The sequence below is a fragment of the Streptomyces sp. NPDC048565 genome, from assembly GCF_040650935.1.
Lineage (GTDB): Bacteria > Actinomycetota > Actinomycetes > Streptomycetales > Streptomycetaceae > Streptomyces.
On record NZ_JBEZIH010000018.1, the window covers coordinates 83821 to 109493 of the forward strand.

Sequence of the window (25673 nt, forward strand, 5' to 3'; positions counted from 1 at the left end):
CGACGAGCCGGCCGCCCAGGGCCGGCACACAGAGCCAAGCCGAGCCGAACCAAGGAGTGCCGTGGGCGTCAGCCTCAAGGACGTTGCACAACGGGCGGGCGTGTCCATCAAGACCGTGTCGAACGTGGTGAACAACTATCAGCACGTCACACCGGCCATGCGTGCCAAGGTGCAACAGGCGATCGACGAGCTCGGCTACCGGCCGAACCTCACCGCCCGCCATCTGCGCAAAGGACGCACCGGCATCATCGCCCTCGCCGTCCCCGAATTCGGCAACCCGTACTTCGCCGAGCTCGCCGGAGCGGTCATCGACGCGGCCGCCCGGCACGACTACACCGTCCTGGTCGACCACACCGCCGGCCTCAGGGAGAAGGAGCTCCTGGTCAGCCAGGGATTCAGGTCCCATGTGATCGACGGCCTCATCCTCAGCCCCATCCACCTGGAGGCCGAGGACCTGATGGCGCGCACCGAGACCGCGCCACTGGTCCTGCTGGGGGAGCGGGAGTACCAGGCGCCGTACGACCACATCGCCATCGACAACGTGGCGGCGGCACGCGCCGCCGTGCGCCACCTCATCGGCCAGGGCAACCGGCGGATCGCCTTCCTCGGCTCCCGCACCGGCCAGGAACGCCAGCCCGCGCACCTGCGACTGCGCGGCTGGCGCGAAGAACTCGAAGCCACCGGCATCGCACCGGACGACTCCCTCGTCGTGGTCACCGACGGATACGGCCGCGAGGACGGCGCCGCCGGCATGGCGCTCCTCCTCGACCAGGGGCCCCCGCCCGACGCCGTGTTCGCGTACAACGACCTCATCGCCATCGGTGCGATGCGGACCATCACCGAACGCGGCCTGCGGATCCCCGAGGACATCGCCGTCGTCGGCTTCGACGACATCGAGGAGAGCCGCTACACCACCACCACGCTCACCACCGTCGCACCCGACAAGGAAGCCATCGCCCGCCTGGCCGTCGACAGCCTCGTCGAGCAGCTCTCGGGCGCACCGGTCGCCGAACCGCGCAGGCCACGCCCCGGCTACCGTCTCGTCGTCCGCGAATCCACCAAGGCCGGGCCCGACTCCCGTAACACCGAGGACCACTGATGACGCGCCCCACCGTGCACCGCACCCCCTTCGGCTCCGCCCAGGGGACCCCGACCGACCTGTGGACGCTCGACAGCGGTACGGGAGTCAGAGCGGAGGTCCTGACCTACGGCGCGTCACTGCACAGCCTCACCGTGCCGGACACCACCGGAGCCACCGCCCCCGTCGTCCGCTCACTCGCGACCGTCGACGACTACACGGCCGAACACCCCTACTTCGGGGCGGTCGTCGGCCGCTACGCCAACCGCATCGCCCACGGCCGCTTCGTCCTGGACGGGACCGAGCACCACATCCCGGCCAACGACCGGGGCCACGCCCTGCACGGAGGGCCGGACGGCTTCCACACCAAGGTGTGGGAAGCGGCCGATGACCGGACCGATGACACCGTGTCCGTACGGCTCACGCTGCACAGCCCCGACGGCGACATGGGCTTCCCCGGGGCGCTGGACACCACGGTGACGTACACCCTCGACACGGCGGGCACCCTCGCCGTCGACTACGTCTGCGTCACCGACCGTCCCACGGTCGTCAACCTCACCAACCACGCCTACTTCGACCTGGCCGGCCACGGTGACGTACTCGGCCACCACCTGGAGGTCGACGCCGACACCTATCTGCCGGTGGACGACGACGGCATCCCTCTGGGACCGCCGGCCGAGGTCCGGGGAACCCCGTTCGACCTCACCGAGCCGCGCTCCCTGGCGGAGCGCCTCGGCGCCGATGACGCACAACTGCGCGCCGCGGGCGGCTACGACCACTGCTGGGTGCTGCGGGAGTCCCGCGGCGGACTGCGCCGCGCCGCACGGCTCACCGCCCCTGACGCGGCCCGGATCCTGGAGGTGTGGACGACGGAGCCCGGCATCCAGGTCTACACCGCCAACCAGCTCGACGGTTCCTTCACCGACGGCACCGGCCGCCGCCACGAACGGCACGGAGCCGTCTGCCTGGAGACGCAGCACCTGCCCGACTCACCCAACCGGCCGGATCTGCCCAGCACCGTGCTGCGCCCCGGTGACACCGCGCGCAGCCGCACCGAACTGCGCTTCCCTCACCTGCGCAGGGTGGACGGCGGGCGGTGAGAGCCGGTAGGGGTGGGGCGGCGACATCGAGCGCCCCGCCCGTCACCACCCGGGTGTCGCCGGTGACGGGGGCCTTGCAGGTGCCGTCGGGAACACCCGTGTACGTGGCGCCGCCCGAAACCCAGGGCGAAGCCGTCCGTGCCTGACAGGTCCGTAAGGAGGGTGGCGCACACCGGGGCGGAGCGGAATGAGGGAGGGGACTTACGCGTTCCGCCTGGCATGACCTTCTTCGTCGACGTCACGGTGCGCGGATACGAGCTCGACACCCAGGGCCACCTCAATCAGGCGGTCTACCTCCAGTACGCCGAACACGCCAGGTGGGAGCTGCTGCGGGAGGCCGGAGTGGCTCAGGAGAAGCTGCTCGCCCATGGAATCGGGCCGGTGCAGCTGGAAGTGACGGTGAAATACCTGCGGGAACTGCGCGGCGGGGACAGGGTGCGCGTCAGCTGCGAGCTGTTCCACGGCACGGGGAAGACCTTCGAGCTCCGGCAGCAGATCCTCAAGGAGGACGGCACGGTGGCCGCGGAGATCACCGGGGTGGGCGGCATCCTCGATCTGGAGGCCCGCCGGCTGGTCGCGGATCCGGCCGGGCGGTTCGCCTCGCTGGCCACGAAACCGGAGCTTCTCGGGATCGGCGCGGGCTGACGGGGAGCGGGCAGCGCGTCAGGGGGGCGGCGCCGTGCTGGCCCTGACCACCAGTCGGGTCGGGACCAGGGTGGTGCCGCGTTCCGTCGTCTCGCTGCGGATCTGCCGCAGGACTCCGTCCACGCACAGCCGGCCGATCTCGGCGAAGTCCTGGTGGACGGTGGTGAGCGGGGGAAGGAAGGAGGCGGAGTCGGCTATGTCGTCGAACCCCACGACGCTGACCTCGTCCGGCACCCGCCTGCCCCGCTCGTGCAGCGCGCGCAGGACACCCAGCGCCATCTGGTCGTTGGCCGCGAAGACCGCGGTGCAGGAGGGGTCCGCCGCCAGGGCGAGCCCCGCTTCGTACCCCGAGGCCGCCGACCAGTCGCCGCTCACCGGCGGCGGGACCGGTCGCCCCGCGTCCTCGAGGGCCCGCTGCCACGCATGGGCGCGGCGCTGCGCGGCGAAGGACTCAGGGGGGCCGGCGACATGAATCACGGTGCGGTGTCCGAGGTCGAGCAGATGCTGCACGGCTGCCCTGGCCCCGCCGGACTGGTCGGTGTCCACGACGCTGTAGCGGTCGCCCGCGTCGGAGTCCGCCACCACCACATGGGTGTGCGGCGGCAGCGAGATGGCGGCGTCGAGGAGCCGGACCTCCATGATCACGATGATGCCGTCCACGACCTGTTCGCCGAGCACGGTGACGGCTCCCGCGACGCCCGTGCTGGTGGGTGTCGCGACGGGCAGCAGGGTGATGGCGTAGCCCTCGTCCGCCGCGGAGGCGGAAATGGCCTCGAGCGTACGGACGTTGCCCGTCGTGGCCAGGGTGAACAGGATGACGCCCAGGGTGCGGAACTTCCCGCTCTTGAGAGCGCGCGCGGCGCTGTTCGGGCGGTAGTTCAGCTCCTTCATGGCGGAGAGAACCCGTTCACGGGTCTCCTCGGACACCACGGAATGCCCGTTGGACACACGGGAGACCGTCTGTGAGGAGACTCCGGCCAGGCGCGCTACGTCGGCCATGGACGCTTCCCTGTGGGCCGGCCGGTCCGTGGCCTGTTGCTGTCCCTGCACTTCGTCTGCCTCCGTCGTGACTCCGCGAGTCTTCCGTCACCTCGCGCCCGGCGCGTCCCGCGTGCGGACCCGGAGCCCCGCTTCAACGGCATTTTTACCACTTTCGGAAGCCGAGCGTCGATGCGTGCGCCCGGGCGTACGGGCGCTGTCCGGACCTGCCGGCGGGGTGGTGGAGCCTCTTCCGGAATCCCGGCCTTGACCGTGGGGAAGAGGGCGTGTAGACATCGTCTCACCGAAAAATGTTTACGTAAACATCGATTCTCAAGCACAGTGCCTCCATGATGTCCGGTGTCCCCATCCGGCCGGGGCCATGCTCGACGCCGGAACAACAGGAGTACCCATGACGGCCGTTACGCCGATCACGACCGGGCGCCGCCCACCAGCCAGGAAAACCCGCGGTCGGCACGGACGGGTGGGGTGGCTCTTCGTGGGGCCCTTCATGGCCGTGTTCGCCCTGGTGTTTCTCGCCCCGATCGTCTACTCGCTCTATCTGAGCTTCTTCCGCGACCAGTTGGTGGGCGGAACGTCGTTCGTCGGTCTGGACAACTTCGAACAGGCCTTCAAGGACGATCAGTTCTGGTCAGCGGTGGGCCGGGTGGCCCTGTTCCTCGTGGTGCAGGTGCCCATCATGCTCGGCCTCGCGCTGCTCGTGGCGCTGGCCCTCGACAGCGGCAGGATCTACGGAAAGAGCTTCTTCCGGATCGCCGTCTTCCTGCCGTACGCCGTGCCCGCCGTCGTCGCCACACTGATGTGGGGCTTCATCTACGGCACCCGCTTCGGACTGGTGGGGAACATCAACGACGCCCTCGGCGTGTCGCTGCCCGACCCGCTCTCCCCCTCCCTCGTGCTGACGAGCATCGGCAACATCGTCACCTGGGAGTTCATCGGCTACAACATGCTGATCTTCTACTCGGCGCTGCGAGTCGTCCCCAAGTCCCTCTACGAGGCCGCGGAGATCGACGGAGCCGGGCAGTGGCGGATCATCACGGCGGTCAAGATCCCCGCGATCCGTGGCGCCCTGGTGATCGCTACCATATTCTCGGTGATCGGCAGTTTCCAGCTGTTCAACGAGCCGAGTATCCTCCAGGACTTGGCGCCCAACGCGATCACGACTTACTTCACGCCCAACTTCTACACCTACACGCTGTCCTTCTCGGGACAGCAGCAGAACTACGCGGCCACGGTCTCCCTCATCATGGGAGTCGTTACGATGATCATCGCCTACGCGGTCCAGCTGCGCGGCATGCGAAAGGAGGCGTGAACCATGAGTGCCCCTCCCTTCACCGCCGAGCAGACGCCCCGGCGCACCACTCACCGCGCCCAGGCGCCGCGCCGCGCCACGCACAGACGCCGCTCCATCGACCGGCCGCGCCGCAGCGTGCTGCTCACGGTGCTCATGGGCCTGACCGCGCTCTACGCGCTCATGCCGCTGGCCTGGCTCGTCATCAACGCCACCAAGACGCAGAACGGCCTCTTCGGCTCCTTCGGGCTCTGGTTCAGCGGTGACTTCGCCCTGTGGGACAACATCTCGCAGACGCTGACCTACGACGACGGCATCTTCATCCGCTGGTTCCTCAACACCGTGCTGTACGTGGTCGTGGGCGCCGGCGGAGCGACCTTCCTCGCGGTCCTCGGCGGCTACGGACTGGCGAAGTTCGACTTCGCCGGCAAGCGCGCCGTCTTCGCCACCGTCATCGGCGCGGTGGCCGTGCCCGCGACCGCGCTGGCGGTCCCCACCTTCCTGATGTTCAGCAAGATGGGCCTCACCGACACGCCGTGGTCCATCATCATCCCGTCCCTGATCTCGCCGTTCGGGCTCTACCTGATGTGGGTGTTCGCCGCCGAGGCGGTGCCCACCGAGCTCCTGGAAGCGGCCAGGATGGACGGTTCGGGCGAACTGCGGACGTTCTTCCGTGTCGCGCTCCCGCTGCTGGCCCCGGGCATCGTGACGGTCATGCTCTTCACCATGGTGCAGACCTGGAACAACTACTTCCTTCCGCTGATCATGATCAAGGACCCGGACTGGTATCCGCTGACCCTGGGTCTGAACGCCTGGAACGCGCAGGCGTCCACCGCGGGAGGCCAGCCGGTCTTCAACCTGGTCATCACGGGCTCGCTGCTCACCATCGTGCCGCTCGTCATCGCTTTCCTGCTGCTCCAGCGGTACTGGCAGTCCGGCCTGGCAGCGGGCAGCGTCAAGGAGTGACCCGCCAACCGGCCGCATCGGCCACCGAATCTCCGCGCTCCGGGACCGGTTCGTGCCGGCCCGCGACCGGCGCGGTGTTCCACCCCTTTCCAGCCCCGCACCCCCGTGCGGACGCTCGACGGCTCATGCACCACCCTCACCACAACGGAGTGAAGCAATTATGAGAACCATGACCAGACGCGCGATGCGTGGCGTCGGCCTGCTGTGCGCGGCCGCGCTGAGTCTCACCGCGTGCGGGTCCTCCGACGACGACACCGCGTCGGACAAGTCCGTATCGGGAGGTGACCTCCGGTCGGCCCTCAAGGAGGGCGGTTCCATCACGGTGTGGGCATGGGAGCCGACACTCAAGACCGTGGTCAAGGACTTCGAGAAGAAGTACCCCAAGGTCAAGGTGAAGCTGGTCAACGCCGGCACCAACGACGCCCAGTACACGGCCCTGCAGAACGCTCTCCAGGCCGGATCCGGCGTCCCGGACGTCGCGCAGATCGAGTACTACGCCGTGGGCCAGTTCGCGCTGGGCAAGTCCCTCGAGGACCTCAGCGGATACGGCGCCGGGGAGTACAAGGACGACTACTCGCCGGGCCCGTGGAACGCGGTCACCGAGGAGGACGCCGTCTACGCGCTTCCCATGGACTCCGGCCCGATGGCGCTCTTCTACAACAAGAAGGTGCTGGACAAGTACCAGATCGCCATTCCGACCACCTGGGACGAGTACCTGGAGGCCGCCCGGGCGCTGCACACGGCCGACCCGAAGGCCTACATAACCAATGACACGGGTGACCCCGGGTTCATGACCAGCCTGATCTGGCAGGCCGGCGGGACCCCGTTCAAGAACCGCGACACCGATGTGACGGTCGACCTCACCGCCGACAAGGGTGTCGCCACCTTCACCAAGGTCTGGCAGAAGCTCCTCGACGAGAAGCTTCTGGCGCCCATCAAGAACTGGAGCGACGAGTGGTACAAGGGGCTGGCCGACGGCACCATCGCCACCCTCGCCACCGGCGCGTGGATGCCCGCCAACTTCGAATCGGGCGCGGAGTCGGCCTCGGGTGACTGGCGCGCGGCCGCGCTCCCGCAGTGGAAGAAGGGCCAGCAGGTCAGCTCCGAGAACGGCGGCAGCTCCCTCGCCGTGTTGAAGGACAGCAAGAGCAAGGAGCTCGCGTACGCGTTCAACGAGTACGCGAACCACTCCGACGGCGTCCAGGCCCGCCTCAAGGAAGGCGCCTTCCCCGCCACCACGGCCGACCTGTCCTCCCCGTCGTTCCTCGACACCACCTTCCCGTACTTCGGCGGCCAGAAGGCGAACGAGATCTTCGCCCGGTCGGCCAGCCAGGTGCCTGAGGACTGGTCCTACCTGCCCTTCCAGGTGTACGCGAACTCCATCTTCAAGGACTCCGTCGGCAAGGCGTTCGTCTCCGACACCACGCTGGCCGACGGGCTGAAGGCGTGGCAGGAGAAGTCCGTCAAGTACGGCAACGATCAGGGCTTCAGCGTCAACAAGTGACCTCAAGCCGCTGAACCGGCACGGGGCGGCCGCCCGCCGACGGGTGGCCGCCCTTTGCTGTACCCGCACCTCGTATCCGAAAGGATTCATCATGACCCCCACCTCCGAGCGCCACTGGCTGCGCCCGACCTCCGACGACCGCCCCGCGCGCTTCGCCTACGGGGCCGACTACAACCCGGAGCAGTGGCCACGCGAGGTGTGGAAGGAAGACGTCCGGCTGATGCGGGAGGCCGGGGTCACCGTCGTCTCCGTCGCCATCTTCTCCTGGGCCCGCCTGCAACCGGCCGAGGACCGGTGGGACTTCGACTGGCTGGACGAGGTGCTCGACCTGCTCCACAGCGGCGGCATCTCGGTGGACCTCGCCACCGCCACCGCATCGCCGCCCCCCTGGCTCACCACCCTGCACCCGGAGATCCTGCCGGTCACCCACACCGGTGAGACCCTCTCCCAGGGCGCCCGACAGCACTGGCGGCCCACCTCGCCCGTCTTCCGCAGATACGCCCTGCGGCTGGTGGAGGCCATGGCCACCCGCTACGCGAACCACCCCGCCGTGGTCGCCTGGCACATCTCCAACGAGCTCGGCTGTCACAACATCTACGACTACTCCGACGACGCCGCCCAGGCCTTCCGCGACTGGCTGCGTGCGCGCTACGGCACGCTCGACGAGCTCAACCGCGCCTGGGCCACCTCCTTCTGGTCGCAGTACTACGGGGACTGGGACCAGATCCAGCCGCCGCGACTGGCCGCGAGCCACGCCAACCCGACCCAGCAGCTCGACTTCAAGCGCTTCTCGTCCGACGCGCTCAGGGACTACCTCAGGGCCGAGCGCGACGTCCTGCGCCGGATCACCCCCGACATCCCCGCCACCACCAACTTCATGGTGATGAGCGGGACGAAGGGCATGAACTACCCGGACTGGGCCGCGGAGATCGACTTCGTCTCCAACGACCACTACACCCACCCCGGGCCGCAGCGCCTGGACGAGCTCTCCTTCTCCGCCGCGCTCACCCACTCCATCGCACAGGGCAGGCCCTGGTTCCTGATGGAACACTCGACGAGCGCGGTCAACTGGCAGTCCGTCAACGTCGCCAAGCGCCCCGGCGAACTCGCCCGTGACTCCCTGCTCCACGTCGCCCACGGGGCCGACGCGGTCTGCTTCTTCCAGTGGCGCCAGTCAGCGGCGGGCGCCGAGAAGCACCACTCCGCGATGGTGCCCCACGCCGGCCCCGACAGCGAGGTGTTCCGCTCGGTGGCCGAACTCGGCCGCACGCTGGAGACGCTGACCCCGGTCACCGGCTCGGTGCGCGAACCGGCCCGCGCGGCCCTGGTGTACGACTGGGAGTCCTGGTGGGCTGTCGAACGCGACTCCCAGCCGTCCTCCCTGGTGAACTACCGGCAGGAGGTGCTCGACTGGTACTCGGCCTTCCTGTCCCTGGGCGTCCGGGTGGACGTCGTCACGACCTCGGCCGACCTGAGCGGCTACGACTTCGTCGCTGCCCCCCTCCTGCACGTCGTCCCGAAGGCACTGGCCGGCCGCCTGGAGGCCTATGTGCACGGCGGCGGTCACCTGGCCACCACCTACTACTCGGGTGTCGTCGACGAGAACGACCACGTCCACCTCGGGGGTTACCCGGGAGCACTGCGTGATCTGCTGGGCATCCGCATCGAGGAGTTCGGCCCCCTGCGCGAGGGCGAGGACGTACAGCTGGACAACGGCGCGGCCGGCACCGTGTGGACCGACCGGATCGACCTGACCGACCCCGAGGTCACGGTGCTGGCGCGCTACAGGACCGGGGACCAGGCCGGGCGCCCCGCCATCACCCGGCGTGTGCCCCAGGACGGCGGTTCCGCCGCGTACGTCTCCACCCGGCTGGGCGGCCAGGGCCTGCCCGACGTGCTGGGGCGCCTGCTTTCCGGTGCCGGTGTGCAGAGCGAGCTTCCCGCCTACGCCAGGGGACGGGTGGAACTGACCATACGGACCGACGGCTCCCACGCGTACTGGTTCCTCGTCAACCGCACGGACGAGCCGGTCGCGTTCGACACGGTGGACGGCGAGATCCTCACCGGCCCCACGCCGGCGGCCGGGGGCGGCCTGACGCTTCCCCCGAGGGCGGTCGTGGTGCTCCGGGTGGCGTCCGGCGCCGGCCCCTTCGCCCAGGCCGGGTAGCGGACGGCCGAGCGTGCCCCGTGGGACGACGTCCCACGGGGCACGCGGCGGTACCCGTCAGCGCGGCGGTACCCGTCAGCCGGAGGCCGTGAACCGGTGGGTGCCCGAGCCCGCTGTGAAGACCGCACACCCGTCGTCCAGCCGTACGAAGGCCGCGGGTCCCCGGCCGGCACTCCGTCTGTCGCCGCCCGGCACCCACACCTCCGCGCTGGTGTTCGGCGGCAGCCCGACATCGAGGGTGAAGCCGTCCGCGTCCTTCCGCCAGCGTGTGGTCACGGGCCCGTACCGCGAGTCGAACCGGCCTCCGGCCCGCGTCACGCCACCACCCGGCCGCGGCCGTACGAGGATCTTGCGGAAGCCGGGTGCACCGGGTGCGATGCCCGCGATGTTCGCGTACATCCACTCACCGACCGAGCCGTAGGCGTAGTGGTTGAAGGAGTTCATCCCGGCGTCCTGGAAGCTGCCGTCCGGGCGGATCGAGTCCCAGCGCTCCCACATCGTGGTGGCGCCCCGGTCGATCTGGTAGCCCCAGCTCGGGAAGGTCCGCTGGAGCAGCAGCCGGTAGGCGACATCCGTGTGACCGGTGTCCGTGAGCACGGGCAGGAGCCGCGGGGTGCCCAGGAAGCCCGTCGACAGGTGCCAGTCCTTCGCCTCGATGAGGGCGACCAGCCGGTCCGCCGCCGGTCCGCGGTCGGCCTCCGTGAGCAGATCCATGGACAGCGCGAGGACGTAGGCCGTCTGCGTGTCACCCTCGACCCGGCCGCCGGCGGAGACGTACGCCGCACGGAACGCGTCGCGCACCTGGCCGAACAGCGTCCGGTGGGGCGAGGGGTCCTTGCCGAGTACCTCGGCCGTCCGTGCCACGAGATCGGCGCTGTGGGCGAAGTAGGCCGTGGCGATGACGTCCTTGGGCGTCTCCTCCTCGATGTTGAGCCAGTCGCCGAAGCCGTCGGCGGGCCGCAGCAGCCCCGTGCTGTGCTCCTCCAGATACACCAGCCAGTCCGTCATCGATGACCAGGACTGCTCCAGCACCCGTACGTCGCCGTAGGCCTGGTACAGAGCCCACGGCACGGTCACCCCGGCGTCACCCCAGCCCGCCGCGCCGTTGCCGACGTCCGGGAGGTCCGGGGCCACATGGGTGAAGGCGCCCTCGGAGGTCTGGGCGTCGCGCAGGTCCTGGAGCCACTTGGTGAGGAAGCGTGCGGACTCCATCGTGTACGCCGCGGTGGGCGCGAACACGTTGATGTCACCGGTCCAGCCCAGCCGTTCGTCGCGCGCCGGGGTGTCCGTCGGAATGGACACGAAGTTTCCGCGCTGTCCCCAGGTGATGTTGCTGTGGAGCTGGTCGAGCATGGGCACATCGGTGCTGAAGTCCATGGTGAACGGCGCCGAGGTGTGGATGACACGCCCCACGACCGCGTCGCGTGGCGGAGTGCCGGGATAGCCCGTCACCTCGACGTAGCGGAAGCCGTGGAAGGTGAAGCGGGGCTCGTAGGTCTCCGGGCCGCCTCCCTTCAGCGTGTACGTGTCGGTGGCGCGTGCGGTGCGCAGATTGGCGGTGTAGAGCGTGCCGTCCGGGTTCAGCACCTCGGCGTGCCGCAGCCGCACCGTCGTACCGGCCGGTCCCGACACGGTGAGGCGCGCGGTGCCCACCATGTTCTGGCCGAGGTCGAACACGAAGACACCCGGCTCGGGTTCGGTCACCTCACGTGCCGTCAGCTCCTGCTCCACGCGGCAGGCACCGTCCACTTCGGCGACGAGCGCGGCCGTGACCCCCTCGACGCGGTCGGCCTCGAGCCAGCCGTCCGCGTCGAAACCGGCGCGCGTCCATCCGTCGGTCTCCAGCCGCGCGTCGTAGTCCTCGCCCGCCATCAGGTCCGCCCCGGTGACGGGCCCCGTCGAGGCGAGCCAGTCGGTTCCCGAGACCACGCGCTCGGTCGACCCGTCGGTGTAGGTGACTTCCAACTGGGCGAGAGCCGCGGGCTGTTCGCCGTACTGATGCGGCCCGAACCAGGCGATGTTGCCCGCGTACCACCCGGCCGCCAGCGTGACACCGAGCGCGTTGGCGCCCTTCGTCAGCAGGGCGGTCACATCGTGCGTCCGGTACTGCACCCGTTGGTTGTAGTCCGTCCAGCCCGGGGCGAGCCGGTCCTCACCGACGCGCTCGCCGTTGAGGAACACCTCGTACAGGCCGAGCGCGGTCGAGTAGAGCCTGGCGCGCGCCACGCGCCTGCCGCTCAGCCGGAACTCCCGGCGCAGCTGTACGGCGGGGGAGTGGGCCACCTCCACCTCACCCCAGGGGCCGGAGCCCCAGCGGGCGAGGACCGCGGCGGCGGACCAGGCGCTGTCGTCGTAGCCGACGGAGTCCCAGTCCCCCGACGGTTCCGTGTCGGTGGCCCGCCACTCGGCGTCGGTCACGACCGTGGTCGTGCCGTCCGCGGTCGTCAGTTCCAGCACCCCGAGCAGCCCGGCGGGCCCGGTGACCGCGTTGGTCGCCGACACGGCGATCACCTGGGCACCGGGGGAGAGATGGTCCGACACCTCCACCAGGACAGGGCGCTTCCAGTTCTCGGCCGGTCCGTCGGCCTCCGCGTGCGCCACCCGCACGCCGTTCACCCGGGCGGTGAACCCGTCGTCGGCGGTCATGACCAGACGGGCGCGGGTGACACCCTCCGGAATCTCGACCCGGCCGCGGAACCACCGGGTGGCGGCGGGCGCCTCGACGGTGGGGTCCCCCTCGGGGAACCAGATCCACGAGGCGTCGTCCAGCGCGGGGGTGCCGGTCAGCGCTGCGGGCGCGGCGATCCACCCGGCCGACCAGTCCGCGGCCTCCAGCAGCCCGGTCTCCCACCAGGACGGCTCGCTCCAGGCGGACGCCCGGCCGTCCGCGTCCCAGATCCGCACCGACCAGAAGTAGCGCGTGCGGGAGGCCGGTTCAGGGCCCGCGTACGGGACGAGTACGGACTGCGCGGACTCCACCCTGCCGCTGTCCCAGACGTCGGGCCTCCCGAGGAGTTCGGGGGTGGTGGCCACGCGCACCTGGTAGGCGGCCTGGACCAGCCCGGGGCTGTCCGACGCGACGGGCCAGCTCAGCCGTGGGCGTGGGGTGTCCAGGCCCAGCGGATGGCGCACGTACTCGACGGTCGGCCCGGTGACGCGAGCCCGGCCGGCGGCCGCCCGCGCGGGCCCGGCCGCGGCGGCGACAGGGGCGGACACCGCGGCGAGCGCGGCGGTGGCGGCTGTGGTGCTGAGCAGTTGTCTTCTGCTGATCACAACGCGGCTCCGTAACGAGGCGATGATGAATCGATTCAGTTCCGCGAAGCTAGAATTGTGACCGATCCCTGTCAAGAGTTCTTGCGTGATCGACCCTTTTCCGTACCGGCGGTTGCAGAGCCACTGCATGCGGCATTGACGCCCTTGCGCGGCGGGTCTATCTTCACTCGCGGGGAGGGGTTGAAACCTTTCACGCGATGGGCCGAACGGGTCCGCCCGGCGTCGATCGTTGCGCTGTCCGGCTGACGCGGCTCAGGCTCGCGGGGGATGTGGACGAAGGGTCAGGTGTTCGCACTTTCGCGGACCTGACCGGTCCGCGATCCGCTCCTCCATCCCAAGGGAGAACGCATGCGCCTGCGCGCCCGCTGGGCACCAGCCGCTCTACTGCTGATCGCCCCCCTGATCGGCACCACCACGGCCACGGCAGACACCGGCGAGGCCCTTGTGCCGGTGCAGAAGTCGACACGGGCCGTGCCCGGCCAGTACATCGTCACCCTCTCGCCCGAGCAGAAGCCGGCCGCCATGGCCGAACAGCTCGGGGTCAGCACCCTCTTCACGTACAGCAAGGTGCTGCACGGATTCGCGGCCTCGCTGACGCCCGCTCAGCTCCAGGAGGTGCGCGGCGCGGCAGGCGTCCAGACGGTCGAGGAGAACAGCGAGGCCTCCGTATCGCCGCCCACCGCCGAGGCCGCGGGAGGGCGTGCCGTGGCCGGGAGCTGGGGGCTGGACCGCATCGACCAGCGGAAGCTTCCGCTGGACGGCACGTACGACGTGGACGGCACGGGCAAGGGTGTGACCGCGTACATCCTCGACACCGGCATCGAGGCCGCCCACAGCGAGTTCGGCGGCCGGGTGGGCGCCGGCTACGACGCGATCGGTGACGGCCGCAACGGCGAGGACTGCAACGGCCACGGCACGCATGTGGCCGGGACCGTCGCCGGCGCGACGTACGGAGTCGCCTCCGGCGCCTCCCTGGTGCCGGTGCGGGTCCTCAACTGCGAAGGCTCGGGCACCTGGGCCGGGATCATCGCCGGCCTCGACTGGATCGCCCGGAACGCCGAGCAGCCGGCCGTCGTCAACGCCTCGCTCGGCGGACCCGCGTCGTCGGCCGTCGACGACGCGTTCGACGCGGTGGCCGCGGACGGCACCCTGCCCGTGGTCGCGGCGGGCAACGAGAACCAGGACGCCTGCGACGTCTCCCCGGCGCGTGCCGAGGACGCACTCGCCGTCGGGGCGACCGACGACCAGGACCGGCAGGCGACGTTCAGCAACTGGGGCACCTGTGTGTCGCTGTACGCCCCGGGTGTGGACATCGTGTCCGCGAAGCTCGGCGGCGGCTCGACGAAGCTGAGCGGAACGTCCATGGCCGGCCCGCATGTCGCCGGTGCGGCGGCTCTCTACAAGGAGCAGCACCCCGACGCCTCGCCGCAGGAGGTCGCCGACGGGCTCGCCGACGAGGCGACCACCGGAGTGCTGACGGGTCTCGGCGCGGGCTCGCCCGACCGGCTTCTCCACACCGGGGGTCTCTGACCTCCGACCGGTTCCACAGGAGCGGGGTCCGCGTGCCGCGGGCCCCGCTCCTCGCTGTGCGTAACCTCTTGCGGCCGGAAGTCCGTCTCTTGCGGACACCATCCCGGGTGGTGAGGGGTCGATGTCCGCGGCCGGCGCGGCCGTTCGAGGCCCTTTGCTGCTGCCCGAGGTCGCACCGCATGCGGAATGCTGTCAAACATTTACGAAAACTGCGCGGGATATTGCGCTCAGTTGTCGGCGGTGGTTGAGTGTGCCGCGCCCCGGCAGACAGTCGGCCGAGGGCCTTCCGCGCTCATGCCCGAAGGGGACCACCGATGAGAAGTGCTGGGTTCCGCCGCACCCGCCGTGCCTCCGCGGCCGCCGTCGTCACCGCGCTCGCCCTGACCGCCCTCGCCTCCTGCGGCACGAGCAGCAGCAGCGGCGGGAACGACGACTCCGGCAGCGGTTCGTCCGATCCGTCCGCGCCGCTCGATCCGAAGGCCGAGGTGACGCTGACGATCGACTGTATGCCGCCGGCCGCGAAGGCCGCGGAGCTGCGCGAGTGGAAGGAGGACGTCAAGACGTTCAACAAGAAGTACCCGAACGTCAGGATCAACGGGAAGTCCACGCCCGGCCAGTGCCTCGAGCCGCCGCGCTTCACCGCCATGCTCAAGGGCAGGTCCCAGCCGGACGTGTTCTACGCGTACTTCACCGATCTCCAGCAGGTGCTGGACAACGACGGCGCCGAGGACATATCCGCGTACGTCACCGACACGTCCGTACCGGCGCTGAAGGAGATCCAGCCCCAGGTGCTCGACGTCGCCCGTAAGGACGGCAAGCTCTACGCGCTGCCGACCAGCAACTACACCATGGGCCTCATGATCAACCGGAAGCTGTTCACCCAGGCCGGTCTGGACCCCGACACCCCGCCGAAGACCTGGCAGGAGGTCCGCGCCGCGAGCGCGAAGATCGCGGCGCTCGGCAAGGGCGTCTCCGGCTTCGGCGAGTACAGCGCCGGCAACAACGGCGGCTGGCACTTCACCGCCGCGCAGTATTCGCTGGGCGGGGACGTCGTGGACGCCAGCGGCAAGAAGGCCGCCTTCAACGACGACAAGGGCAAGCAGGTCCTCCAGCAGCTGCACGACATGCGCTGGGAGGACGGCAGCATGGGGCAGACCCAGCTGCTGAAGTGGGGGGACCTGCAGAAGCAGATCGCCACCGACAAGCTCGGCATGTTCCTCGCCGCGCCCGACGACATCACCTACATGGTGCAGCAGCTCGGCGCGAAGTACGAGAACTTCGGCATGGGCCCGATCCCCGGCGCCGAGGGCACGCTCTTCGGCGGGAACAACTACATGATCAAGAAGGGCAGTTCACCCGACAAGATCAAGGCCGCTGTCGCCTGGCTGAACTTCCAGAACCTCACGCCGAAGAAGGGCCAGTTCGACTGGGGCCGCAGGAAGGCGGACAAACTCCCCGTCGGGCTCCCGCAGCCCAACTTCTTCACCGGTGAGAGCAAGACGAAGGACGACGCCGAGCGGGTCGCCAACGCCACCATGCCCGTCGAGAACTTCAAGGCCTTCATGGACAACCCCGTCCAGGGCAAGGCCGAGCCGCCGAAGGCCCAGGAGATCTACAAGATCCTCGACAACGCGATGTCGGCGGTCCTGACCAACAAGGACGCCGACATCGACAAGCTGCTCGACACTGCCGAGCAACAGGTCGATCAGGTCCTGGCGAACCAGTGACGGACGTGCGGAGGCCGGGCCCGGCGGGCCCGGCCCCGCATCCGGACCACCCGTCGACGAGCGACCGGAACCGGCACCGAGGAGAGAGCATGTCGGCCCCCACCCTGGCCACCGGGAAGGCGAGCGCACCGCCACCCGGGCAGCAACGACCCCGCACCGGGCGGTTCTCCGGCCGCGAGGACTTCGCACGCGCCGTGCGCCGCAACATCTCGGCGCACGGCTTCCTGATCGGAGCCGTCCTCTGCTTCTCCTTCTTCTCCTGGTATCCGATGGTCAGAGAATTCCTCCTGGCCTTCCAGAAGACCGAGAACGGCACGACGACCTGGGCCGGCTGGTCCAATCTGACCTACGTCTTCAACGACCCCGCGTTCTGGCAGGCCTGGCGCAACACCCTGCTCTTCACGGTCCTGGCGCTCCTGCTGGGCTTCGCGGTCCCGTTCGTCGTCGCCGTCGTGCTCAACGAGTTCCGGCACGCCCAGGGGTATCTGCGCCTGCTGGTCTATCTGCCCGTCATGCTGCCGCCGGTCGCCTCGGTCCTGCTCTTCAAGTACTTCTACGACCCGGGCTACGGACTCTTCAACCGCATCCTGGAGTTCTTCCATCTGCCCGCCCAGCAATGGCTCCAGGACACCAGCACCTCCATGCTCTCCGTCGTCATCGCGTCCACCTGGATGAGCATGGGCGGGGCCACGCTGATCTACCTCGCCGCCCTCCAGGGCATCCCGGGCGAGCTCTACGAGGCGGCCGAGCTGGACGGCGCCGGGCTGCTCCGCAAGATCTGGCACGTCACCATCCCGCAGACGCGGCTCATCCTGTCGCTGCTGCTGCTCATGCAGATCATCGCGACGATGCAGGTCTTCACCGAACCGTTCCTGCTCACCAACGGCGCGGGCCCCGAGGGCTCCACCACGACGGTCGTCTACCTCATCTACCAGTACGCCTTCAACTTCAACAACTACGGCGCGGCGGCGGCCCTCGGCCTCCTCCTGCTGGTGGTCCTCGCGGGCTTCTCCGCGGTGTACGTACGCCTCAGCCGCAGCAGCGAAGACTAGGACGGGAGCACGACGATGGCATCGAACACGCTTGTCTCCCGGCGCGGCCCCGGCAAGGGCAGGGCCCGCCGCCGGGACGCGGACCAGGTCCGCCAGCGGACCCTGATCTCACCGGCCCAGCTCGGCCGGCCCCGGGGGAGGGCCGCCTACTGGATCGTCTTCGCCCTGGTGGCGGTGGTCTTCACCCTCGCCTTCCTCGGCCCGCTCTACTGGATGGTCACCGGCGGTCTGAAGACCACCCAGGAAGTCGTGCAGAGCCCGCCCACCGCCTTCCCCTCCTCGGTCCACACGGAGAACTACTCCCAGGCGTGGAACGTGATGGACCTGGCCAAGCTGCTCGTCAACACCCTCTACTACGCCTTCGGGGCGCTCGTCCTCCAGCTCGTCCTGGACGTGGCCGCCGCCTACTCGCTGTCCAAGCTGCGGCCGGTCTTCGGCAAGGTCATCCTCGGCATGATGCTCGCCACCCTGATGATCCCGGCGACCGTCCTGGTCGTACCGCAGTACCTCACGGTCCTCGACGTGCCGATCTTCCAGCGCAACCTGCTCAACTCGCCCTGGGCGATCTGGCTGCCCTCGGTCACCAACGCCTTCAACATCTTCCTGCTGAAGCGGTTCTTCGACTCCATCCCGGGTGAACTCCTCGACGCGGCGGCCATCGACGGCGCCTCGCCCCTGCGCACCCTGCGCTCCATCATCCTGCCGATCTCCCGGCCGATCCTCGGCGTCGTCTCCATCTTCGCGGTCGTCGGAGTCTGGAAGGACTTCCTCTGGCCCATGCTCACCCTGCCCGACCCGGGCAAGCAGACCCTCAACGTCGGCATCTACTCGCTGTCCAACGGGGTCCCGGAGAACGTCCTCATCGCCGCGCTCACCATCGCGTCCATCCCGACGCTGCTGATCTTCCTGATCTTCCAGCGCAACATCATGAGCGGTCTCACCGCGGGCGGTCTGAAGGGCTGACACCCAGGCCACCACCCCCGCCCCACCCACCGTCTTCACCAGCACTCCGCCGCAGCGGCCCTCCGTTCGCACACCCCGCGCCCGGGCCGGGGCGGAGTACCTCCTGCCCGAAAGGAACGCCACGTGGCAGCCAACCGTCCTACCGACGCCACCACACCGTGGTGGCGCGACGCCGCCATCTACCAGATCTACGTACGCAGCTTCGCCGACGGCGACGGAGACGGCACCGGCGATCTCGCAGGGGTACGGGCCAGGCTGCCCTACCTGGTCGAACTGGGCGTGGACGCCCTGTGGTTCACCCCCTGGTACCTCTCCCCGCTGGCCGACGGGGGCTACGACGTGGCCGACTACCGGGCCATCGATCCGGCCTTCGGCCATCTCGCGGAGGCGGAGAAGCTCATCGTCGAGGCCCGCGAGCTGGGCATCCGCACCATCATCGACATCGTCCCCAACCATGTCTCCGACCGGCACAGCTGGTTCGAGGCGGCACTGGCCGCCGCCCCGGGCAGCCCGGAGCGCGAGCTGTTCCACTTCCGGGACGGGCGCGGCGCCCACGGGGAGATCCCGCCCAACGACTGGGTCTCCGAATTCGGCGGCACCCCATGGACCCGGCTCGCCGACGGGCAGTGGTACCTGCACCTGTTCGCCCCGGGGCAGCCCGACCTCAACTGGGCGCACCCCGCCGTCCGTCAGGAGCACGAGGACGTCCTGCGCTTCTGGTTCGAACGGGGCGTCGCCGGCGTACGGATCGACTCGGCGGCCCTGCTCGCCAAGGACCCCGCCCTGCCCGACTTCACCCCGGGCACCGACCCCCACCCGTACGTCGACCGCGACGAACTCCACGACATCTACCGCTCCTGGCGTGCCATCGCCGACGCGTACGACGGCATCTTCGTCGGCGAGGTCTGGCTCCCCGACTCCGAGCGCTTCGCCCGCTATCTGCGCCCCGACGAACTGCACACCGCGTTCAACTTCAACTTCCTGGCCTGCCCCTGGGACGCCCGGCGCCTGCGCTCCACGATCGACGACACCCTCGCCGAGCACGCCCCGGTGGGAGCCCCCGCCACCTGGGTGCTCTGCAACCACGACGTGACCCGCACGGTCACCCGCTACGGACGTGAGGAGACCGGCTTCGACTTCGCGGCCAAGGTCTTCGGCACACCCACCGACCTGGAACTCGGCACCCGCAGGGCACGGGCCGCCGCCCTGCTCTCCCTGGCGCTGCCGGGCGCCCTCTACCTCTACCAGGGCGAGGAGCTCGGTCTGCCGGAGGCCGACATCCCCCGCGACCGGATCCAGGACCCCATGCATCCGCGCTCCGGCGGCGTCGACCCGGGGCGTGACGGCTGCCGGGTGCCGCTGCCCTGGTCCGCGGACGAGCCGCACGCGGGCTTCGGATCCACCGTCGAACCCTGGCTGCCGCAGCCGGCGGCCTGGCCCGCGTACGCCGCCGACGGGCAGAGCGCGGATCCCGGCTCCATGCTCACCCTCTACCGCGAGGCGCTGCGGCTGCGCCGCGAGGAACCCGGCTTCGCCGCCTCGCCCGAGGAGACGGCCGGTGGCCGGCTCGACTGGCTGCCTTCGGCGCCAGGTGTCCTCGCGTTCGGGCGGACCCACGGCCTGATCTGTGTCGTCAACCTTTCGGGAAGCCCCGTCCCGCTCCCCGGAAGCGCCCACGAGATCCTGTTGACCAGCGGGCCGCTGGACCCCTCGGGCCTGCTGCCGGACGACACGGCAGCCTGGCTGCGCGGGAAGCGATAGCGGGGGAGCGGGGGCTGCGGCACAGTGGTCGTATGGATGATCTCAACGCTCTCGCCGACGAGCATCTGATCGCGGCCCGCGCCAACGCCCACGGGCGCAGCGCACATCTGCTGCTGCGCCAGGAGCCACTGCGGCAGACGGTGATCGCGCTCACCGCGGGGTCCGCCCTCGACGAGCACAACGCGCCGCCGGCCGCCTCGCTCCAGGTGCTGCGCGGGGCGGTCCGGCTCACCGCCGGATCCGGGGACGTGGACCTCGTGGCGGGCGGACTGCACCCCATTCCGCAGGAGCGGCACGGACTGCTGGCCCTGGAGGACGCGGTCGTGCTGCTCACCGCGGTCAACGACTGAGCCGACCTGGAGTACGACCGCGGAACCGAGGCATGAGAGAAAGGGAGCAGCCGGGCCGTCATGGGACGTCCCGGCCGTCCGCCCTTTCCCCCGCCCCCGGAGTACGCACGTGCCCAGCAGGACCGATGACCCCGTCGCGGAACGAACCGCGCCCTCAGCAGGGCGTGGCGCGCCCGGACGCTGGGGCACCGCCCTGCGCCGGACCCCCGTGTCCCTGTGGAACGACGACCTCTCCGACTGGGCGGCGGCCCTCACCTACTACGCCATCCTTGCGCTGCTCCCCGCGCTCCTGGTCACCGTGTCCGTCATCGGTCTGGCCAACCCCGGGGCCACGAACGCCCTGATCGCCGACATCACGGCCTTCGCACCGGCCGAGTCGGGGGCTGCGCTGCGCCGGCCCCTGGAGGAGGCCACCCACCAGCGCACCGCGGTCTGGCTGCTCGTGGCCACCGGCAGCGTGAGCGCCGTGTGGTCGGCCTCCAGCTATCTGGCGGTCTTCCGCAGGGCGATGCACGCCATGTACCGGATGAAGGACACCAGGCCCGCCCTGCGCCAGGCCCACGTCATCGTGCTCTCCGCCGTCGGGCTGCTGGTTCTGCTGATGGCCAGCGCCTGCGCGCTCGTGCTCACGGGGCCCCTGGCGCGCTGGCTCGGACGCAGGGTGGGCCTTCCGCAGGCCGGCGAGACGCTCTGGGAGGGCCTCAAGTGGCCCGTGCTGCTCTGCCTGGTCGCCTGCCTCATCCTGGTCCTCTTCAGTACGGGCCCGCGCTCCGCACGCCATGTCCGCCGAGCCCTGCCGGGCGGGGTGCTCGCGGCGTTCCTGTGGCTGGTCGCATCGGCGGGCTTCGCGCTGTACGCGACCCGGGTCGGCAGCTACAGCCGGCTGTACGGCTCGCTGGCGGGCCTGGTGGTCTTCCTGATCTGGATCTGGTTCACCAACCTGGCGCTCCTGACCGGCGTCCAGTTCAACGTCGAACTCGCCCGCGCGGACGACGAGAAGCGCGCGACGCCCTGAGCCGCCCAAGGGCCTTGTGGGAGCGCTCCCAGGAGGGAAGGATGAGGCGATGACCGGCACCGCGTACGTACGCCCCTACCGACGCACCGACCAGGAGGCCCTCGCGGACATCTGCGTCCGCACGGCCGACAACGGCGGTGACAGCACAGGTCTTCATCCCGATCCGGGGTTGATGCCCGCCCTGTTCGCCGAGCCCTACGCCCACCTGGAACCGGACCTGGTCTTCGTCCTGGACGACGGTGCCGGGCACGCGGTCGGCTACGTCCTGGGGACCGCGGACACCCGGCGGTTCGTGGACGCCTTCCGCGAGGTCTGGCTCCCCCTGGTGACGGACCGCTTCCCCGAGCCGCGGGGCGAACCCGCCACGCTCACCGAGGCGATGACGGCGCTCCTGTACACCCCCGAGCGCATGCTCCTCCCGGAGCTCGACGGACACCCCGCGCACCTGCACATCGACCTGTTGCCGCCGTGGCAGCGCAAGGGCTACGGCAGGGAGTTGACGGGTGCCTTCCTGGGCGCGCTGCACCAGAAGGGGGTCGAGGCCGTCCATCTGGCCATGCTGACGGCGAACACCCCGGCCAGGGCCTTCTACGACCGGCTCGGCTTCCGGGTGATCGACGTACCCGATCCTGGGCCACTGACATATTTGGGCCGCTCCACGGCGGGTGTGGAGCCGATGGGCTGGGCAGGTAGTGGATGGCGAGCCCGGGAGAGGGCCCAGGCCGCCGGCTGGGAGGGGTGAGTGGCATGACTGAGCAGAGCGCGTGGAGTTTCACGGACGACCGGGGCCAGTTGACGACGGTGGACCACCGGCCGTCCCGGGTGCTCGCGTACGTCCAGGCGGGAGCGACGCTGTGGGACCACGGGATACGCCCGGAGGGAATCTTCGGCTCCGGGCACGACGGGGCGGAGCCCGACCTGGCGAAGACCGGCACCCTCCCGCTGGACACCGTGGACTACCGCGGCGCGGGTGACGCCCTGGACGTCGAGACGCTGTTACGCGGCAGGCCCGACCTGGTCGTCGCCGTCAGCTACGGCCACGGCCAGTTCTACGGACTGGACCCGGACACCGCCAAGCACCTGGAGGAGCGCGTCCCGGTCGTCGTGATCGACGTGGGCCAGGCGCGCACCCTCGACCGGGTCGCGGAGCGGTTCGCGGACCTCGCCCGCTCACTCGGCGGCGGGCCTGACCCGGACGCCGCCGGTGAGCTGCACGCCGCCCGCGAGCGGCTCCGAGCGGCCACGAGCGCCTCCGGCGGCCCCAGGGTGCTGGCACTCTCGCCCGCCGGCCCGGAACAGGCGTACGTCGCCCGGCCCCAGATGTGGCCCGAACTGCGCGTACTGGCCGAGCTCGGGGTCGGCCTCGTCGCCCCGCCCGACGGCGCCGGGGTCAACTGGGCCACCCTCGACTGGGAGGACGCCGCGGCCCTGGAGCCCGGCATCGTTCTGGCGGACGTCAGGTCCAACGCGGTCCCGCTCGACGGGATCACCGCCTGGGAAGCCGCAGGACGAGCCGCACGGATCGTGCCGTGGAACCCGGAACCGCTGTGCAGCCCCCAGTCCCACGCGCGGTTCCTCTCGCTGGTGGCGGACGCGGTGGCGGGAGACTGAGGGAGGATGCGCCGCCGGAGCCGCCCTCGACGACGGCACCGGCTGACACCTCTGCTCCGTACGGGCGTCCCGGATCGCGCGGGGGCGTGCTCTTGGCGAGGCTGGCCGGAGCCGGGACGTGAGATCCCCGTACCTCCAGGAGCAGAGATGCAGCAGGACAAGCACCCGTCGTACCGTCCCGTGGTCTTCCGTGACCGTTCCGCCGGGTACGCCTTTCTGACCCGGTCCACCGCGTCGAGCGAGCAGACGATCGACTGGGACGACGGCAACAGCTACCCGGTCATCGATGTGGAGATCTCCGCCGAGAGCCACCCGTTCTTCACGGGCAAGGCCAGGGTGGTCGACACCGAGGGACAGGTCGCCAAATTCGAACGGCGCTACGGCGACGAGGGCAAGGGCGACGCCGGCTGAGCCATGGGCCGTTCCGGGCTACCTGCCGCGCCAGGCCCCGGCATCGGTCGCCCTGACCGGCCGGGGCGCCCAGCGGTGTCCTCGCCCCCCTCACGATCGTTGATTTCTACATGACCGTGACCCTGACCGACACCGCCCCACCGTCCACCACCGAACTGCTGACCGGCGTCCTCCTCGGTCCGGAATTCCGCCGCGAGCACGGATTCTGGCAGCGGCTGATCAGCACAGAACCGTTCCGCCGCCCCGCCGGCGGAACGCCCGAAGAGCGACTGGAACTCGCCTACGACCGGTTGCGGGTCCTCAACCTCTCCCTGGACAGCGGAGCGCGCCTGGCCGCCGATCCGCGCGCGCTGGCCGCCCTGCACGCCTGGCTCGGCCCGGTGGACCCCGCGCTGACCACCGTGGCGGGCATCCACTACAACCTCTTCCTCGGCAGCCTCCTGGACCACGACCGCACAGGCCGCCGTGATCTGTCGGACTATCTGACGATGCGACGCATCGGCACCTTCCTCTGTACGGAGGTGGCGCACGGCAACAACGCGGCCGCCATGGAGACCACCGCGACGTACGACCGTGAGCGGGACGGCTTCGTCCTGCACACCCCGAACCCGGGTGCGCAGAAGTTCATGCCCAACACGAGCCCGGCGGGCGGGGCGAAGTCCGGCCTGGTCGCCGCCCGCCTGGTTGCCGACGGCTCCGACCACGGGGTACGCCTCTTCCTGGTGCACCTCACCGACGACGTACGGGCACTGCCCGGTGTCCGGGTGCGGCGGCTGCCGGCCCGGATGGGCAGCCCCGTCGACCACTGCCTGACCTCGTTCGACCGGCTCTTCGTGGCGCGGGACGCCCTGCTGGGAGACGGCGACGAGGGCGAAGCCCCGGGCGAATTCAGGACCGGCCCCGGGGACAGACGACGGCGCTTCCTCGTCTCCATCGGGCGGGTGACCCCCGGCCGGATCTCGATGAGCGCCTGCGCGGCGGGCTCGGCCCGGGCGACCCTGGCGGTCGCCGTGCGCTACGGCGGGCACCGGATGATCTCCGGGACCCGCGGCGCACCACCGGTGCCGGTCAGCGCCCACCGGACCCACCACGGACCGCTCGCCTCGGCCATGGCCACGATCTTCGCCATGAGCCTGCTCCACCGCAGGGCCCAGGAGCGGTGGGAGGCCCGCACGGACGAGGACGGCCGGGCGGAGGCGGGCAGACTCGTCGATGTCGCCAAGGCGTGGATCACCTGGCGGGCCCGTGACGTCATCGTCGAGAGCCGTGAACGCTGCGGAGCGCAGGCGCTGCTGGAGAACAACGGCATGACCGAACTCGTCACGGGCGTGGAGGGCGCCATCACCGCGGAGGGCGACAACATCGCGCTGTACGCCAAGGCGGCGGCCGACATGCTCTTCGCCACCGAGCCGGGCCGCGACGACGTCCAGGACCACGCCCCGGAACCGGGTGACCTGAGCGACCCGCACTTCCTGGGCCGGCTCATGGCCGCCGTCCAGGACATCTGGTTCGCCCGGGCCAGGGCCCGCGCGACGCGCGCGCCCGACGTGGACACACTCGGACGCTGGAACGCGGCCTCGGGCCCCGCCCTGCGCGGGGTCGAGGCCCATGCGTACCGGCAGGCCGCCGAGGCCTACGCCGAGGCGCGCGCGGCGCTGCCCGCGGGGGAGGCCAGGGACCGCGTCGGGGAGCTGGAGCGGCTGTTCGCCGTCGAGTGGGTGTCCCGCAACAGCGGCGATCTGCTGTCCGCCGGTCTCCTGAGCCGCGCCCAGGTGGACGCGCTGCCGGAGGCCGCCGAGGAGCTGCTCGCGGCGGTCGCCGCGCACGCCCCTGAGCTGGCCGACTCCTTCGCCCTGCCCGAGAAGCTGCTCGCCGACTGGCCGATCGCCGGACCGGGCTACGCGGACGCGTACGACGACCCCCGGGGCCCCTGGCACACGAGCCCCGCGGTCACCCGATGAGCGCCCCACGCAGGGCGCAGCCGGTGTGTGGCCGCCTGGGCGAGCGTCTGGAGACCCTGGGCCTGCGCGCTGTGCTGTTGGCCTACTGGGGTACGGCGTCCGTGCTCTCGCGCCGGTGCGGGAAGCCGCACAGGGACGGAGGCGAATCGGTTCACCCCAAGCGCTGAACCGCCCGACCCCCGTCCCCCGGCCCCCGGCCCCGGCGGACGGCGGACGGCAGCGCCGGACGCACGACGAAAGGGCGGGCCCGTGAACCACCCGGGTCCGCC

General features: G+C 70.4%; 20 protein-coding genes. 18 read left to right on the forward strand and 2 right to left on the reverse strand.

The window, feature by feature from the left end:
- Nucleotides 1–61: 61 nt before the first annotated feature.
- The 3 genes from AB0C75_RS21965 (at nucleotide 62) to AB0C75_RS21975 (ending at nucleotide 2823) form a co-directional block, all read left to right on the forward strand.
- Nucleotides 62–1099: a LacI family DNA-binding transcriptional regulator gene (locus tag AB0C75_RS21965; RefSeq protein WP_362893308.1), complete on the forward strand. Its 1038-nt coding sequence runs from the start codon at nucleotides 62–64 to the stop codon at nucleotides 1097–1099.
- Nucleotides 1099–2178: an aldose epimerase family protein gene (locus AB0C75_RS21970; RefSeq protein WP_362893310.1), complete on the forward strand. Its 1080-nt coding sequence runs from the start codon at nucleotides 1099–1101 to the stop codon at nucleotides 2176–2178. The genes AB0C75_RS21965 and AB0C75_RS21970 overlap by 1 nt, the downstream gene beginning before the upstream one ends.
- A gap of 219 nt (nucleotides 2179–2397) precedes the next feature.
- A complete protein-coding gene (locus tag AB0C75_RS21975) occupies nucleotides 2398–2823 on the forward strand; it encodes an acyl-CoA thioesterase (RefSeq protein WP_362893312.1) in 426 nt (141 codons plus the stop codon).
- An 18-nt stretch (nucleotides 2824–2841) separates the two neighbouring features.
- On the opposite strand, the gene AB0C75_RS21980 is transcribed toward AB0C75_RS21975, so the two are convergent.
- Nucleotides 2842–3822 (reverse strand): LacI family DNA-binding transcriptional regulator, encoded by a 981-nt coding sequence (locus tag AB0C75_RS21980; RefSeq protein ID WP_362893314.1) that lies wholly within the window; start codon nucleotides 3820–3822, stop codon nucleotides 2842–2844.
- A 391-nt stretch (nucleotides 3823–4213) separates the two neighbouring features.
- Here AB0C75_RS21980 and AB0C75_RS21985 point away from each other — a divergent pair, with 391 nt between their 5' ends.
- From AB0C75_RS21985 to AB0C75_RS22000, 4 genes are all read left to right on the forward strand, one after another.
- Nucleotides 4214–5134: a sugar ABC transporter permease gene (locus tag AB0C75_RS21985; RefSeq protein WP_362893315.1), complete on the forward strand. Its 921-nt coding sequence runs from the start codon at nucleotides 4214–4216 to the stop codon at nucleotides 5132–5134.
- 3 nt (nucleotides 5135–5137) lie between these two features.
- Nucleotides 5138–6079, forward strand: coding sequence for a carbohydrate ABC transporter permease (locus tag AB0C75_RS21990; protein WP_362893317.1), 942 nt, complete (start codon nucleotides 5138–5140; stop codon nucleotides 6077–6079).
- A 160-nt stretch (nucleotides 6080–6239) separates the two neighbouring features.
- Nucleotides 6240–7583 (forward strand): extracellular solute-binding protein, encoded by a 1344-nt coding sequence (locus tag AB0C75_RS21995; protein WP_362893319.1) that lies wholly within the window; start codon nucleotides 6240–6242, stop codon nucleotides 7581–7583.
- A 91-nt stretch (nucleotides 7584–7674) separates the two neighbouring features.
- Nucleotides 7675–9750, forward strand: coding sequence for a beta-galactosidase (locus AB0C75_RS22000; protein ID WP_362893321.1), 2076 nt, complete (start codon nucleotides 7675–7677; stop codon nucleotides 9748–9750).
- Between the two features lie 75 nt (nucleotides 9751–9825).
- Here the strand turns inward: AB0C75_RS22000 and AB0C75_RS22005 are convergent, their stop codons facing one another.
- Nucleotides 9826–13023: an alpha-L-rhamnosidase gene (locus tag AB0C75_RS22005; RefSeq protein ID WP_362893323.1), complete on the reverse strand. Its 3198-nt coding sequence runs from the start codon at nucleotides 13021–13023 to the stop codon at nucleotides 9826–9828.
- Nucleotides 13024–13371: 348 nt separating this feature from the next.
- Between AB0C75_RS22005 and AB0C75_RS22010 the strand changes: the two genes are divergently transcribed.
- The 11 genes from AB0C75_RS22010 (at nucleotide 13372) to AB0C75_RS22060 (ending at nucleotide 25404) form a co-directional block, all read left to right on the forward strand.
- A complete protein-coding gene (locus AB0C75_RS22010; protein WP_362893325.1) occupies nucleotides 13372–14553 on the forward strand; it encodes a S8 family serine peptidase in 1182 nt (393 codons plus the stop codon).
- A 314-nt stretch (nucleotides 14554–14867) separates the two neighbouring features.
- Entirely contained in the window at nucleotides 14868–16280 is a 1413-nt protein-coding gene (locus tag AB0C75_RS22015; RefSeq protein ID WP_362893327.1) for an extracellular solute-binding protein, read from the forward strand.
- 89 nt (nucleotides 16281–16369) lie between these two features.
- A complete protein-coding gene (locus AB0C75_RS22020) occupies nucleotides 16370–17332 on the forward strand; it encodes a sugar ABC transporter permease (RefSeq protein WP_362893329.1) in 963 nt (320 codons plus the stop codon).
- A gap of 15 nt (nucleotides 17333–17347) precedes the next feature.
- Nucleotides 17348–18295 (forward strand): carbohydrate ABC transporter permease, encoded by a 948-nt coding sequence (locus AB0C75_RS22025; protein ID WP_362893331.1) that lies wholly within the window; start codon nucleotides 17348–17350, stop codon nucleotides 18293–18295.
- Between the two features lie 123 nt (nucleotides 18296–18418).
- Nucleotides 18419–20056 (forward strand): glycoside hydrolase family 13 protein, encoded by a 1638-nt coding sequence (locus tag AB0C75_RS22030; RefSeq protein WP_362893333.1) that lies wholly within the window; start codon nucleotides 18419–18421, stop codon nucleotides 20054–20056.
- 32 nt (nucleotides 20057–20088) lie between these two features.
- A complete protein-coding gene (locus tag AB0C75_RS22035; RefSeq protein ID WP_362893335.1) occupies nucleotides 20089–20406 on the forward strand; it encodes a cupin in 318 nt (105 codons plus the stop codon).
- Between the two features lie 109 nt (nucleotides 20407–20515).
- Nucleotides 20516–21421 (forward strand): YihY/virulence factor BrkB family protein, encoded by a 906-nt coding sequence (locus AB0C75_RS22040; RefSeq protein ID WP_362893337.1) that lies wholly within the window; start codon nucleotides 20516–20518, stop codon nucleotides 21419–21421.
- 49 nt (nucleotides 21422–21470) lie between these two features.
- Nucleotides 21471–22163, forward strand: coding sequence for a GNAT family N-acetyltransferase (locus tag AB0C75_RS22045; RefSeq protein ID WP_362893339.1), 693 nt, complete (start codon nucleotides 21471–21473; stop codon nucleotides 22161–22163).
- Between the two features lie 5 nt (nucleotides 22164–22168).
- Nucleotides 22169–23032 (forward strand): ABC transporter substrate-binding protein, encoded by an 864-nt coding sequence (locus AB0C75_RS22050; protein WP_362893341.1) that lies wholly within the window; start codon nucleotides 22169–22171, stop codon nucleotides 23030–23032.
- A gap of 147 nt (nucleotides 23033–23179) precedes the next feature.
- The gene (locus AB0C75_RS22055) at nucleotides 23180–23443 is read left to right on the forward strand and encodes a type B 50S ribosomal protein L31 (protein ID WP_362893343.1); all 264 of its coding nucleotides are present in this window, start codon (nucleotides 23180–23182) and stop codon (nucleotides 23441–23443) included.
- A gap of 110 nt (nucleotides 23444–23553) precedes the next feature.
- Nucleotides 23554–25404, forward strand: coding sequence for an acyl-CoA dehydrogenase (locus AB0C75_RS22060; RefSeq protein ID WP_362893345.1), 1851 nt, complete (start codon nucleotides 23554–23556; stop codon nucleotides 25402–25404).
- Nucleotides 25405–25673 lie beyond the last annotated feature (269 nt).